The following is a 14,660-nucleotide window of genomic DNA, read 5'->3' on the forward strand; positions in this document are numbered from 1 at the left end:
ATAGAGTTGTAATTTTAATGTATTTACATAAATACAGGTTCCTGTATTTAAAGCTTTTTTTCTTGCGTAAATTCAATGTTATGGTAGAAAAAATTTTGTGAACTGTTTTTATGGAAATATGGTTTACTGTATTTACAGGCTAATTAATAAAGTAAGAATCATACAGTTGTATTCATACTTCATAGGTTGTTACCATCTATGGTTTTACATAAATACAGATTCCTGTATTTATGTCTCCTTTTATTTTTTGTAAAAGAATGAGTAACTTGGGTTGAAGAATATAATCTGAACTGTATTTATGTGAATACGGTTTGCTGTATTTACAGGCTAGTCAATAAAGTAAAGAATCACATCATTTGGATTCATGATTCTGTTCTCTCAGTATAGGTTAACACTTTCTATGGTTCTACATAAATACAGGAACCTGTATTAGCAGATTATTCTCTATTTTTGCAGGAGATTGAGTATCTTGGGTTGAAGAATATATGGTAAACTGTATTTTTGGGAATATGGTTTACTGTAAATACAGGAGAGGTGATAAAGTGGGAATCACGATTAGTATCGGAATTCAAAAGGGCGGTGTAGGTAAGACCACTACATCTGCTATAACAAGCTACCTTCTATCTAAAGAACATAAGGTGCTTGCAGTTGATTTCGATAGTCAGGGGAATCTTACTCAGTTTTTAACTCAAAAAAATATTTATGAGTTCACAGGGATGACTGTTCTTGAAGCAGTTAAAGATATGGATGCTCGTCCATATATACATCAAATTACAGAGAACTTGCATTTACTTCCCGCCGAGGACTTATTGGCCACGTTCTCTCGTTACTTATATCAATCTTATAGAGGTGAACCTTCTCATCTACTCCGTGAGACTTTAGATGGTGTTAAAGATGAGTATGACTTTATTATTATTGATCTGCCTCCGAACCTTGGGGAGCAAACTATTAATGCACTTACCGCTTCAGATTATGCGGTAGTTATCTTACAGAGTGAACCTTTCTGTTATGATGCCCTGGATCGTTACCTTGAGACTCTTTCACTTATTCAAAGAAAAACGAATCCAAATCTTATACTCGCTGGTATTCTGACTTCTATGCTAGATTCTCGTACAACCCTTGATGCAGCGATTCTAGAGAGGGCTCGGGCTGATTATGAAGATGTCGTCTTCGATAGCATCATTAAGCGTAGAAATCGAATTAAAGAGTTATCCATTTATGGAATCCAAGATTCCACTAAAGCGGATAAAGAGGCGTTAAAATCGTATAGTTCTTTCGTAAAGGAGTTGTTACAGCGTGTCAAAGAAACAGACCATAAATGAATTGCTTCAACGTAAAGAAAATAAACCAACACAGAAATCTGTAAATACAGAAACCAACATATATGGGATTGAAAATTTACAGATTCCTGGATCTACAGAGGTCGCCAAAAAAAAGAAGAAAGCAACTTTCGATCTTGATCCAGAACTCCATACGAGACTCAAAATTTATGCCGCTCAACATGACTTGAGTATGGTTGAAATAGTTGAGAACGCACTACAGTTGTACTTTGAAAAAAAATAATAAGCAGAATATACAGTAACAACCCTGTACATTTATACAGGTTTACAGGTTTACAGATATACAGTGAATTGCACTAATGTCGATATACAAAATAAACGCTCATAGCATAAGCTATGAGCGTTATTTATGATTCATACTTCAGTTTTTATTGCGCGTAAAAACGATTGAAGAGCGTCGGCGATGTTAGAAGTTAGTGGGAGATCGAGCGAGTCACCATTGAGTATAAGGCTTAGATTTAGCATACCAGGGAATGATGATGGTTCTGTTATGTCTGGATACTTTTCAAGGAACTGATCTATCGTGTCATCGATTCCTTTGTCGAACCACATGAGGTTATCAGCTATACTATCCGGTATATTCTGATCAGATACCGCTGCATCTCTAAAAAGACGAGAAAGGACACTGCTCGTCATTACTCTTACGAAATTACAGGTGATTGTCAGATTATACTCTGCTTTAAATTGGCCATTTGAATCTTCATCGCCATTGGCGTTTTCAAGTTGTTTAAAAGTGATAAAAGAAGGACTGTTAGCGTGGTTGATTCTCTGTACAATGGAGAGACCAGACATTCCCTGTTTATATCCGATATTTTCTTCCAAATACTTGATTAGATCTGTTACAAAATCACATTCATTTGAATCAAATGTGACGTCCAGTTCAGAGGAGTAGCCAAACGTTTTACTATCTAAGTTCTTTTTTCTTATGTTCACCATATATTGAGTATATACTTCTTTCATATTTTATATCTCCTTTTATTCACATTATATGAGTAATAAATAACAAATAATAAACACACTACATACATTTCGCATTTATATTTAAATAATATAAGTATAAATTTACGCATCGTATACGATAATGATTTTGTGTGAATAAAATGAATTATTTAATATTTAATTTATAAGGAGTCCAACCGTGCGGGTGAACTGGGCTTACCCCGTAGGCAAAGTCGTTGAGACATACTACACACTATTGTCCGGGACCTAAACTGCCGAAGAATATGTACAGCTGTCACACCCCTTTTGGGTCGATTGTGACGTGCATATGGACGTTTTTATTCGGAACATGGGTAACGATATCTGTGTAGGTACACTCTAGCTCTTCCGTTAACTCTTCAACAGTGTTGCCGCATTCATGTAAGATCAGTTCTCCAGTAGCGATATCTGTCGTCTGTACATCACTACCTGTAATAGATACGACTAGTATACGATCTACACCAATACTGAAGTAGTCGCCTGATTGAAGTCTCGGACGCTCGGTTTGGGTAAGGTTTGTAATTTTTAAGATTGACATAGTAATTCCCCCTATAGGTTTATATTTTGTTAAGTGCTTTTGCCATTTATCTTCAGGCTCAATGTCGGTGCATGTGCCGCACCCTACATAGTCCGTAAAGCAAAGAATTAAATTTTCTTCCGTTGGTTCGTGTTCATTGTGTAGCGCTTTTTCGATTAATTCCGATATGGTAAATCCCCATCACTCACATCAGACTTTCATCGTTACAACGCGGTGTTACATGAAGTTAACTCCATCACTTTTTAATTTTATTTTAAATTGTTTACGGAGACTACTTGATACGTACTATCCTCAACATATAAAAAACCCATAGCTTTTCACGTCCCCAAATAATTAATGGGTAGCGGATGCTACGGGTTTCTGGTTTATGTTGGTGAAATATAGATTAACTCTTCAAACCTACTCTTTTACTATTTGCATTAATCTATGAATCATGACAGCAGCTTCCGCTCTAGTCACATGTGCTTTAGGCAAGAAATTCCCGTTTGGATAGCCCTCAATAATATTATGAATAGTTGCTAAGCGTACGTCTTCTTGCGCCCACTTAATAACATTCTCAAAGTCTTTAAACTTCACAAGTTCCTCAGTATCTTTATCCAATTGTGCACGTCTAAGTACATTAGATAACATGATACTAGCTTGCTCTCTTGGGATGTCTAAGTTTGGACGATATGTGTTATCATTAAAGCCTTTGGTAACACCATTGACTAGTGCTTTATTTAACTCACCGGCATACCAAGCATTTCTGCTTAGGTCTTTAAATACTGGAACCTCCGCTTTGCCATCAGTGAAGTTAAATGCACGTTGAATCATAATAGCGAATTCAACACGACTAACTGTTTCCGAAGCTTGGAAGGTGTTATCAGGATAACCTACGATAACTCCGTCATGTACTAATTCCCTAACTGCTTCCTTAGCATACTCAGGAATGTTATCTTTGAAGACTGGAGACTCTACTACAATCTCAGCATCCTCTTCCACTTCGGGTTCCTTATCTGGTGCAGGCGTTTGTCCTGTTCCCGGAGTAATGACTGCTGGAGGCGTTGTATCCACCACAGGCGGTTTAGTGTCCTCCACCGGAGGTGTTGGTTCTACTTCATCCACTGGTGGAGTTGCGTCTTCCGCAGGCGGTTCTACTTCATCCACTGGTGGCGCAGGCTCAACATCGGTTGGTGGCTCGACATCCACTGGTGGCTCAGGTTCCGGATCAACCACTGGCGGTGTTGGCTCTGGGTCAACTACCGGAGGTGTTGGCTCAGGATCAGGGTCTACCACTGGTGGCTCAGGGGTTATGATTACTTCCCCATTTCTAGTGGTTCCGTACTTGGTCATAGCGATAACGTTATAAACGTAGTTTCTTCCAACCTCTAAGTTATCTACATGTAATACGGTAGAATCAACCACTGTTTGGGCTCTTTCTGGTTTCCCAGTTTCCCACACAATATAATACTCCGTATTTGGAACGTCTTCCCAGCTAATATCAGCTGTGTTGCCCGTAACCGTTACTTCAACTAATGGGTGTTCCGCGATTGGCCAAACTAGACGGGAACTGTCGACGTTCTCCAATTGTGTTAGCTTTCTCCAAGGGCCACCATCAAAACCTCCATAGCTAGTTGTGGCTGTGATATCATTTTGTGTAATTGCGTTATCCACTACTCCCGGTATACCCTTAGAATAAATCAGATTAGGTCCTGGCACTCCAGTTGTAGTGGTAAGTACGTTACTTAACCCAACTGTTCCACTGCCTGTCCATTGTGCAGGTATCGCAGAATTTTCAGATGTGAATACTGTGGGAGCATAAGTATCTTTAAACACTAAAGTTTTACCTTGGCTACTGTTAGTTAGGTTTCCAATTAACACACCAACTTCACTGCCTGACGCTATGTGCATTGTGTTATCGATATAAATTTCTTCAAAAGCAAATAACTTAGAGTTTCCAGCCATTGGTGCTGAACTAATACTATCAACACTTAGATAGCTTACAAGGCCTCCAACCATATTCGAAGTTCCGCTAGTTTGGTTGATATTAATAATGTTAGCTACTTTAGATGGTAACTTAGTTATACTATTACCTGCCATTCCACCAACTCGTGTAAGATTACCTGCTATGTTTGCATTAAAGGTATTATAAGTATAACTATCTTTAACACCACCAGAACCCGTACCTATCAGACCACCTAAGGCGCTGAATGCTCCTGTCCAATTAATTGTAAATTCCGATCTATTACGGTAATCAAACGAACCACTTCCAACTAGTCCACCAATGTAAGAACTTTCTCTAGTTGCTGAGCCTGCCATGGTTAGCTTAACAGTGTTGTCGTTAACTTTAGTGTTAGTAGCTGTAGTACCGGCTAAGCCTCCCAAGAATCCAACGCTACCAGTTACATTAGCATTCATGTCAAACTTAACATCATTTCCTAGCAGGTCACCAACAAGTCCACCGCCTACTAAACCTCCGAAGAAGGTTATACTCTGGCCATCATAATTCATAGTAGCATTTACTTCACTGTCGTGCACAGATGTAGCTCTACCAGCTAAACCTCCTGAGTGTAGCATACCTTCACCAGTAACAGTCATAGTTCCTTCATACTTAGAATTGCGGAGGTCTCCACCTTCTCCTTGTACTCCACCAAATGCTGTGAGAGACTTAGTATGAAGGTTAAAGTCAACTTTCACATTAGTGTCACTAATCACCGTATCAGTCATTGCGGAACCCACTGCTCCGCCAATACTTATTACCCTGTTGCTCAGCTTGCTCACTTCGCCCGCGGTAATGGTTCCAGTCACAGTTAATCCTTTAATTTTTGCTGGCGTACGGAAAATATTACCTATCCCTCCGGACACATATTGCACTTCATTAACATGAATATCATTATTGCTACTGGTGCCTTCTACAGAACCACCTTCCATATAACCTATGATTCCACCAATATAGGAGGCGTTAAGTGTTGGACTGTGCAGTCCAAGGTTAGCACTTCCCCCTGACACAGCTATATTCGTAGCGTTCCCTACAAGTCCACCCACGTTCCTCATGCTACTTCCTGTTGGCACTGACCCATCAAAGGTTACGGAGCCTACGACAGCAACTAAGGTGTCATTTGCCGATCTGCCAACAGCTCCGCCTATAGATGATGACGGTCCTAGCCAGCTAAACGAAGATATAGTTGCAACGCTATTACTAATGCTGTTTCCTGTACTTTCCCCGATAAGACCGCCGACACCAACGACACCCTTTGTTGTGATGTTACTCAAGTCGACACTACTGTCACTTATCTTCACATTAGTGCCTGCCCCTACTAATCCTCCAGTTCCTAGCACACCACCAGTTCCTAGATTTATATTACTTAAAGAAGAGTTAATAACTCGTATGTTACTAATTTCAACATTTGTTCCTAGTCCAACGAGTCCACCTAGGGAGCTAATACCACCGCCACTTATATCCATATCTTCAATAACAATATCTTTGATCGTGGAATCAACTGCTTCTGCGGCAATACCGCCTAAAGGCTTGTTCTCATCAGAATGGATAATAGGTCTAACGTATTTAAGATTACTAATTTCTGCGTTCTCTAGTCTAGCGAATATACCTGTTTCTCCAACATAGTTTTCAATACTAAACCCGTTACCGTCAAGTGTCCCAGTAAACTCGGGTATAATCTCCCAAGGCTTGTTATCCATATTAATGTCTTGCGTTAACTCATAATTACCGCTTGGATTATCCGCAATTGCTTGCAACTCTTCCCAAGTGCTAATCTGTATTACATCACCCACTGCTAACGTACTAAGGTCTTGATATGTACTCTCTTCAACGGTGTCAATTGACTCTGTATCATCCTTACTAACATCCACTACTTCATTACTAATTTCTACTTGCTCATTACTAACTTCCTTGTTGTCTACCTCTACCTCTGGTGTCTGATTATTTTCTGTCTGGTTTGGTGTAGAGTTCTCAATTCCTGCTCCGAGGACTACCGCAGGACTAATTAAATTTGCTGAGACTGTCAGTGCTGTTACTGTTGTCAATAATTTCTTTTTCATTGTTTCCTCCATATAATAAAATTCTTACCATACCTAAATGTACCTAATGTTTAACTTGAAATATTTTGCCTCAACCACCTCCTTAAAGGGCATTTATCTAACCAGCTAGTGGTTTTAATTTAGATCTCTTTAATTTCATTTCATATACTTTTTCTTGATCTAATTCACATTCGTCTTCTTGACTATACATTTGAATTTGGTCGTATACCATTTGCATTACTGGTCTAGCTAGTTCATCTCTTAGTAAAGCTAAACGACTAATTAGTTGTTTATCGCAGCCACTTGTTTGTAACGTTTTGCAGAGTGTCCCTAATACGATACAGCATGTATGTACTTGTTCCATGTACTGAAACTTATCTATTTTATGGTTAAGATAATTATCTGTTATACCGTATATCGTTGATTTAATTGAATTTTCTATATGTTCATAGCTGCTACTTAGCAAAAGTTTTAATCCACCTTTCTATTTATATATATATCTAATATATCGACGATACTTAGTAATTTATAAAATAAATGGAAAAAATTAATTTGCCTTAATCAGGGGGAATTTGTCTTTTGAGTGGATCAGAACCCATTAATCAAAAACTCATTAATATATAAATATATAAAAACCCGCAGCATATCGCGCCACCCAATTATTAATGGATAGCACATGCTACGGGTTTTAAGTTTTGATTTGAGTCAGTTCCATTCTCCAATAAACCAAATTTCTCCTTCTAATTGACGATCCTCTTCACGAATAAACTCTCTAAAACCTGTGATTTGCCAGTGAGGAGGTATGTTTAGGCCCCAATCTCGTATCAGTTTTCCTGGATCAGGTTGTTCGATTCGGCGAAGGTTCGGATTGATCGGATGAATGAAGCGGTCAAAATCGGCGTCTCGTGTACCAATAATGATTTGAGAACTCCAAAGATCGCCGACGTCTAGGACGACCATGACCTGAAATAATTCTTTACTTGGTGGACGCTGCTGGATTAAATGTTCAGCACGATCAATCATTGTTTGAATGCATCGGCGTTTCTCTTTCATTGGTGTTCGTTCTGAACGAAGAAATGCTTGTGATGCTGGTATTTCGAGATGCCAGCAATCGTTATGAAATGAACTAACTTCCGGAAAATGTTCGGTATATACTTCAATGCGTCGAATGATACGATCAGCATTTCGTCGGGCGCCCCGAATTTTGCTGTTTTCAGATTTCATGACGAGGAGACGTCCCTTCTTTTTTATTTTGGGATTTTTGATTATAAAGCATCTTTACGTTTCTATCACCAGTTATCTATTTATTTTAAAATTTCACAAAAAATTGTCACCGCTTATAGACGTTTCATGCTTTGTTTATTCCCCTGCAGCTTGCGGGTACATTTCACTGATCATGGTTTCTACCATCTCTAGTTGCTGGTAAATATCTGATAAATAGTCACTGATTTTCTCCCCTGGTTGTCTGGGCAATCTCAAGGCTTTGTCACTTGCTTGATTTGCATTATATTTCGCATCCTTCAAGTCGCATAGTACCTGTTTTACATAATCAATATCATCTTTATTAAGATCCTCATATATGTTATCGGTCTGATGTAGTTGACTAGTAATAATCTTCGTACCAATGGTATCGCTAGACGATAAGATTTCCCCTTTGTCTTCAGCCGCTAGGAAAACTGAATACTCTACGCCCGTGTGATCGAAGAATGCCTTTGCTGCTTTTTTCTCAGCATCATTACCTGTAAAAATTTTAGGTTCCTCTACACAATCCATTGCTACTGGAACAAATACAGCTATTTTCATGTTATCACGCCTCACTTTAATGGTTTAATAGTTCTCCACGATCGCATATCTCACCGCGTTCAAGAAAGAAATCAAGTTCTCCACTCATTTCGTCAAGATCCCGTTCCGGAAGATAACCAAGATCCTCTAATATAATGCCTAATTCATTGTCATTAACGATATTCAATGCGGTAATTGCGCTGTTGAGCAGCGTTAAGGCGTTCTGTTGTTCTTCTGATAACCTTTTCATAAATACCTCCTGCAGTTGTCTTGAAAATATCAAAGATTTTTTCACCTAAATGAACTAAGCGCCTCGTAGTGAGACGCTCTTCATTTAGAGGTTTTACTTAGGAAATTGTTTTTTTATCAACAATCCCAATTTCATCAAGGGATGTTAGTGGTTCCTCATAATATCCACGCTTGAAACTATTCTCTCGGGCTGTGTCGCGGTCATAAATAAGACCTGCATCTTTGAGTTGACGATTTATATCGCGCTGTTCTTGAAGACTTTCGGCGTGATCAGATTCGAGACGAGATTTCCATTCCTCTACGAAAGCGATCGCATCTTCGATATTGACAAATTTTTTATTAATCTCTTCATCTCTATATTTATCTTCAACGTAAGTGTAATCTCGGTAGGAACTATCGACTGCATTGATAATTTCAGAGATTGACATTTTTGATCCACGTACATGAACGACGTGTTTGAATTTTTTCAAATTCCTTTTTCTTGATATGGAAATCACAAATTCGTATGTTGCCACTTTGAGTTCATAAAATTGGACCCATTCGTTTTCATGCGATGAAGAGTAATCGTCGTTATACCTTTCTTGCCATTCAGTTGTATTTTGATCATATCTTGCGATTTGAGCCATACGCTGCATAAAAACAACATTACGTCCAGATTCTCGAAAGTTTGTTTCAGCGGTTTTTAATTTTTCTTGAAGCTTTATGACCTCATTCCGGTCTTGAGTGTAAATATTAATCAGATCAGTGATTCTTTCTTGAATTGTTTGTGTTTGGATAGCTTGTGCTGTTGTCATAATTATCCGCTCCTTTTTTATATAGCAACATGAATGCGCTTTAGCGCAGTCGTTGCGTTTTTATAGGTATTACTGTTAAGTCTATGTTTTTTACCAAGCTGGGACGGTGTAAACGAGCAGATTGACTTCCATGCTTTTTGGTCTTCGATCAGATACCAATTTCCACCTACACACGCGGCAAGAACTCCTGGGCGTTTCGTGTATAAAGTCATAATAGTACCTCCTTTTACATTGGCTTTAAGGTCTCACTTTGTTAGAGCCTTCCAATCACTTTTGTTTAGACTCTTATTTCAGATCCTTAATCGATTTCTTCTTCTCAGGTTGTTTGAGAAGGAGAAATATGTTTTCTCTTTTTCGTTTATGTAGTTCTGAAAAATGATTTATAGATGATTCCGCAAATGCTGAGGCAGCTCTATAGGAAGGGTGAGGATTTATTTTTAAAATAAAAAGGACGCCCATATGGATATATGAACGCCCTCTTTATTACTTCATTTTATTTTAGTATTTTTATTTCTTTTGCTTCCCATACTTCCCATTCAGAATTCGACCAGTTATAAAGTTTATATAATGTCATTAAACCTTCAGACTCTACTATTATGCAGTTAGATTCCTTTACTTTTTCACGAGTCATATCACTCACTTTTATTAACTCTATACTTCCGTCGTTCATCCTAAGGGAAATCAAATGTAAATCTCCCGTTTTACCTTTCTTGGCATACGGTACATTGAGTAGAGGAAATAAAGTTTCACTCCCAATGATGTGAGGTTCGGAATAAGGGTCATTTCCATCTATTACTATATCACCAACTACACAGCTAGCTTTTGCAACTTTCTCTTCTAATGTTGTCATTGTTAACCCTCCTTGGTAGTGTTTGTACTCAGGAATTCTTATAAGTTAAGTACTTTCAATAATGCTGCCTTACTTACTGTACCTTTTCTATTTTCTAGGCTTTATTGATTTATACATTGCAAGTTGTTACTGGTTGATGGGCTGAGATGGATGGAGCCTGCTCCTCTCAGCCATATCGTCACCTGTTTTTCGTATAAATTTTGCTTGCCGTTCTTATAGATTCGACCACAAATAAAATGTCTTTTCTACCATATCAACGTATGCATTCAAGTTGAGCGCCTGAATCATAGCAGCTGCACGATCGCTGGGTAGATCATCTATACTGCTATTGAATAGCGCGATTTTTTGATCGTCGGGCATAGCTTTTATTTTTTGTGATTTAGCCTCGTCTCTATAGTACATGGATGTGCGATTACGGTTATGAGCTTTAAGATCGAACCCATTTTGCAGTAAGATTTGTAGCGCATCCACATCATGTTCCCAAAGGTTAGAATACGAGAGATCGCCTCTTTGATAATCGTTGTACCTTTTATCCCATGTTGCTTTATTAATGGGGCTCCGTGTTGCGAGTCTTACTTCTTGCACCACTTTCCTTCCAACTTCCTTGATAAGGAACACGCGGTTATGACTCTGCAAAGTTTCGAGGGTGATTTCACCGGTTTCTTTATTAAATGAGTTTGCATACACATAGCGGTGAGTATCCCCTGAACTTGAAATAATCCACTGAAAGAATCTAAGCGCGGTCTGTGGCGTGCCGGCATGTAAATGATCATTAACGAAGTCACGAAGGATCTTATCGGCGAGTGACCGTTTAAACCCTTGGTTGACCGGATTTACAAATGCTTTACTGGACAGATATTTTGCCAGAATATGATCAATGATTGCCGGATGATCTAAGTTCTGGGTGAGCTGCGGACCTTCCCAGGAGTTGAGTGTCCCCCCTTTAGCGGAGGTAATCTTCCCGTTATAGCTTTCCAAGCGATTATTAGAATCTTTAGATACGAATCTGTCGAGTCGTTCTGAATCAATTTTAATATACATATCTTTTGAAACTTCTTCTAGAACGCGATCATTCTCTTCGGCTGAGATGTCCATTGTATATAAACCATCTGTATTGGTCGAAGGTACGCGGGCACCAGCGAGTGTTTGTGCCTGGCCAATACGCCATGCGAATAGCTGACCAATGATCCGCATCGAAATAATTGCATTGTTAGCACGGATATTGTTATCGAATTTTGCATCCCCCATGCCAGATGCTGCGTTGATCAACAGCTTTCGGGAATCTTGCTCTATATCTGCGTCGTTACGAACTTCTTCCGGAAGAGACTGATCTTTTGATTCTTCCTTTTTACCGGCACGCTCCAAATACATGTCATAATACGGATCTGTTGGCTCACCATTTTCTTTATACCCATGATAGCTTGGGTTTACAAAGACAGATAAGCGAGAAAGGAGCAACGGATAAAAAGACTCGTAATCCTGATGATGACTAGCTCCGGCGCTGACATACATATATTTTGATTGGATGCTCCAACTACCTGATGAGTTTTTCTTGAATAGATCATTGTTCATCTTGTCCCGCCAAACCGCACTCGGTTTTAGTGAACCGTATTTTGTGAACTCTTGGAGCTTAATTCTGCGATCGTTGCTAATTTTATCTTTTAGTCGATTCGGTATCTGCAAATGATCAGGGATCTTTATCGACGATTCACTATTGAGGGCTTCAGTTATTGATGGATACAGACTTTTCACGTACTCTTGGATAATTTCATCCCTCTTGCTTTCTTCTTGGTCTTCTCGAAAACGTTTTATATTGATTTCAGCTCCATGAACGCCGCCGATAGAAAACTTAACAAAACAGGAAGAACGATGGACATGACCATTCTCATTTTTACGGTAGTAGAACAAATTGGTGTTATACGTAGACATTAATTCGCTGATATAAGACTTACCTAAACTCTCGATTCCGTTCGGATAATGTTTTTTGTAAGTTTTCGAGCTGTTAAAGTTTCGGCCACGTATTGCATCGTAAAACTGATAAATTTGCATGAAATCCTGGTGAGCAGGATCGTTTGGATCACTGGTAATGTTTTTTTCGAAAAAGGTCTTCGTGTCTTCCAGGATATCTGTTGGTACAACACCGAGTTTCTTTGCTTCCATTTCCGATGGGTACATGAAGGAAACTTTCTCAATGTCTTTAATCGGCTTATAAGGTGCGATGGCGTATTCAACGAATGAGGCACTTGTCGAGTCACGAGTAAGTCGGTTTTTACGTATGTTCAAATAGTTACCCGTATCAACTTGTGCTTCTTGATTTTCCGGATGACTTTCTTTTCGCTGACCATAGATTGTTTGCGGATATTCGCTGAGTAGCCGTCCTCGTATATTAAACGATTTTTGATAAATTCTATGTTCAAAAAGTGTTTGAAGATTCAAAACGTCACAGATGTTACAGCTCAAACGATCAGCGAATTGCTCCACCGTATTGATTTGTTCATTACTTTCAAACTTGTGGTATTCCTTGATCTGAAGACCGAGTGTACCAACCAAACGTTTAAAGTCGGTACCTTGTGATTTTTCGTTTAAACGAGCGACATCGATATAACGACCGCTTAAGATCCATCCTTTTCGCATTAACCAGCTTAGCTTAGAGTAATCCTCTTTCTGATCCTGGTGTAATGTTTTAGCGTAAGTAAGCCGTTTTGGCATATCGTTTCGCCATATATCTTCTTGCAGCTCATTATGGTAATTACGAATACTTCCTGCTGTAAGGGGTATTTCTTGTTCGGCGAGCACCGGACTATTTATAAATCGCCGGGTGAAGTAATCTGGATGTACCTGAGAGAGCAAATTGGCCAAAATGGTCAAGTGATAGTTTTTAGAGTTATATCCGAAACGGAAACCATGACGATTTTCGTCATAGTCTGGGTCCGTTTGTTTGACTGGGTAAAAGGCTGGATCGTATTTAACACCATTTGCTTCTTTGTCACGTTTTTGGACATGTGCGTTCACGTACGTGGAAGCGTTGGTTAGCCCCAAACGCTTTGCAAAGCTCTGCATCCCAAGATATCCGCCGCTTTGGTTTGGATCTGGGTTAAACTCGCGAATGAATCCGGTATTGCCGATATTCTCAAAAACAACTTCTGTTTTATTTGTACGAAGATTCGGGTTTAGCTGATAGATATACTCACGGATGTATTCTTCTCTCTGCAGGTCCTGAATGATCTGATTATCATCTAAATAAGAAATTATAATAGCGTTAGCTGCAGGTAGCCACCATGTGACGATGAAAACGTTGTTCAATGATAATACGTCGTAGAACATATCGTCTGGTTTATAAATATAGGTCACGATGTCCCTCCTTTTCTATTTTCTTTTTACATTTAGCCACATTGTTAAGGCTCAAAGATGTTTCCTTCAAGCTTCGTTAGATTCGTACTAGGGATCACGATTAACTTAAGTCTGAAGCGAGTAATTAATCTAACCAAATCTCTATGCTAATATCAACCGTCGTATGGAGGTTCTTAATATTAATTTGATCCAATCGAAGAACTTTTCCAGATAGGAGTACTTCAATATGGGGTAACTCCCAATCCCATACAATAACTCCATCAGGTGTACTTTCGATCGTCTTAGAGAATAAATAAATCAATGTATTATTTAATGTTGGTTCATGTATCGCTGCAGAATTGATTTCATTGCTATCTAGCCTCTTCAAGTTTAATTTATTGAAATTACTAGGGGCTAGAATTTTCTTTTCAACTTCATTGACTAGATATTCACTGTGTTTTAGTTTCATATTCATGTATCCTTTCGGTCTTCTTTGTATTATCTATCTGAAGATCACTGATATAAGTCTAAATAGCATATAACCTCGCTTCATTTATCGGCAATCGCTCGTCCGAACGTTATTCCGGACGGTGCCTATGGAATTAACGAATGCATCTCTTAATGAAGAATTTCTATCTAATCGGAGAATGACGATCTATAATCTGTGACTAAAAAGAGTATTTGTTATCATCATAAAGCTATATAAAAAAAAAAGGGAACCGCAAAGGTCCCCTTTTTTGTCTATTTAAAAATAGAATAGATGATATCGAGCATGAGCGAGT

Annotated in this window: 14 protein-coding genes; 2 read left to right on the forward strand and 12 right to left on the reverse strand. The window is 38.8% G+C overall.

The window, feature by feature from the left end:
• Positions 1-542: 542 nt before the first annotated feature.
• Positions 543-1,322: a ParA family protein gene (locus tag H9647_RS20230; RefSeq protein WP_191803427.1), complete on the forward strand. Its 780-nt coding sequence runs from the start codon at positions 543-545 to the stop codon at positions 1,320-1,322.
• Entirely contained in the window at positions 1,297-1,563 is a 267-nt protein-coding gene (locus tag H9647_RS20235; protein WP_191803429.1) for a hypothetical protein, read from the forward strand. Before H9647_RS20230 ends, H9647_RS20235 begins: the two co-directional genes overlap by 26 nt.
• Positions 1,564-1,694: 131 nt before the next feature.
• Here the strand turns inward: H9647_RS20235 and H9647_RS20240 are convergent, their stop codons facing one another.
• The 12 genes from H9647_RS20240 to H9647_RS20295 form a co-directional block, all read right to left on the reverse strand.
• Positions 1,695-2,300: a hypothetical protein gene (locus H9647_RS20240; RefSeq protein WP_191803430.1), complete on the reverse strand. Its 606-nt coding sequence runs from the start codon at positions 2,298-2,300 to the stop codon at positions 1,695-1,697.
• A 274-nt stretch (positions 2,301-2,574) separates the two neighbouring features.
• On the reverse strand, positions 2,575-2,856 hold the full coding sequence (locus tag H9647_RS20245; protein ID WP_191803432.1) for a hypothetical protein: 282 nt from the start codon (positions 2,854-2,856) through the stop codon (positions 2,575-2,577).
• Positions 2,857-3,255: 399 nt separating this feature from the next.
• Entirely contained in the window at positions 3,256-6,894 is a 3,639-nt protein-coding gene (locus tag H9647_RS20250) for an S-layer homology domain-containing protein (RefSeq protein WP_191803442.1), read from the reverse strand.
• 97 nt (positions 6,895-6,991) lie between these two features.
• Positions 6,992-7,339: a hypothetical protein gene (locus H9647_RS20255; RefSeq protein ID WP_191803444.1), complete on the reverse strand. Its 348-nt coding sequence runs from the start codon at positions 7,337-7,339 to the stop codon at positions 6,992-6,994.
• 239 nt (positions 7,340-7,578) lie between these two features.
• Entirely contained in the window at positions 7,579-8,097 is a 519-nt protein-coding gene (locus tag H9647_RS20260; RefSeq protein WP_191803446.1) for a DUF3916 domain-containing protein, read from the reverse strand.
• A 135-nt stretch (positions 8,098-8,232) separates the two neighbouring features.
• Positions 8,233-8,676, reverse strand: a complete 444-nt coding sequence (locus H9647_RS20265) for a hypothetical protein (RefSeq protein ID WP_191803448.1) — start codon at positions 8,674-8,676, stop codon at positions 8,233-8,235.
• Positions 8,677-8,692: 16 nt separating this feature from the next.
• Complete coding sequence (locus tag H9647_RS20270) at positions 8,693-8,905, reverse strand: hypothetical protein (protein ID WP_191803450.1); 213 nt, start codon at positions 8,903-8,905, stop codon at positions 8,693-8,695.
• Positions 8,906-9,002: 97 nt separating this feature from the next.
• Complete coding sequence (locus H9647_RS20275; RefSeq protein WP_191803452.1) at positions 9,003-9,698, reverse strand: hypothetical protein; 696 nt, start codon at positions 9,696-9,698, stop codon at positions 9,003-9,005.
• A 17-nt stretch (positions 9,699-9,715) separates the two neighbouring features.
• Positions 9,716-9,910, reverse strand: a complete 195-nt coding sequence (locus tag H9647_RS20280) for a hypothetical protein (protein ID WP_191803454.1) — start codon at positions 9,908-9,910, stop codon at positions 9,716-9,718.
• A 281-nt stretch (positions 9,911-10,191) separates the two neighbouring features.
• On the reverse strand, positions 10,192-10,548 hold the full coding sequence (locus tag H9647_RS20285; protein WP_191803456.1) for a hypothetical protein: 357 nt from the start codon (positions 10,546-10,548) through the stop codon (positions 10,192-10,194).
• Between the two features lie 213 nt (positions 10,549-10,761).
• On the reverse strand, positions 10,762-13,899 hold the full coding sequence (locus tag H9647_RS20290) for a hypothetical protein (protein ID WP_191803458.1): 3,138 nt from the start codon (positions 13,897-13,899) through the stop codon (positions 10,762-10,764).
• Between the two features lie 124 nt (positions 13,900-14,023).
• Positions 14,024-14,266: a hypothetical protein gene (locus tag H9647_RS20295; protein ID WP_191803460.1), complete on the reverse strand. Its 243-nt coding sequence runs from the start codon at positions 14,264-14,266 to the stop codon at positions 14,024-14,026.
• Between the last annotated feature and the right edge of the window lie 394 nt (positions 14,267-14,660).

The sequence above is a fragment of the Paenibacillus gallinarum genome, from assembly GCF_014836635.1.
In the GTDB taxonomy this organism is placed as follows: domain Bacteria; phylum Bacillota; class Bacilli; order Paenibacillales; family Paenibacillaceae; genus Paenibacillus; species Paenibacillus gallinarum.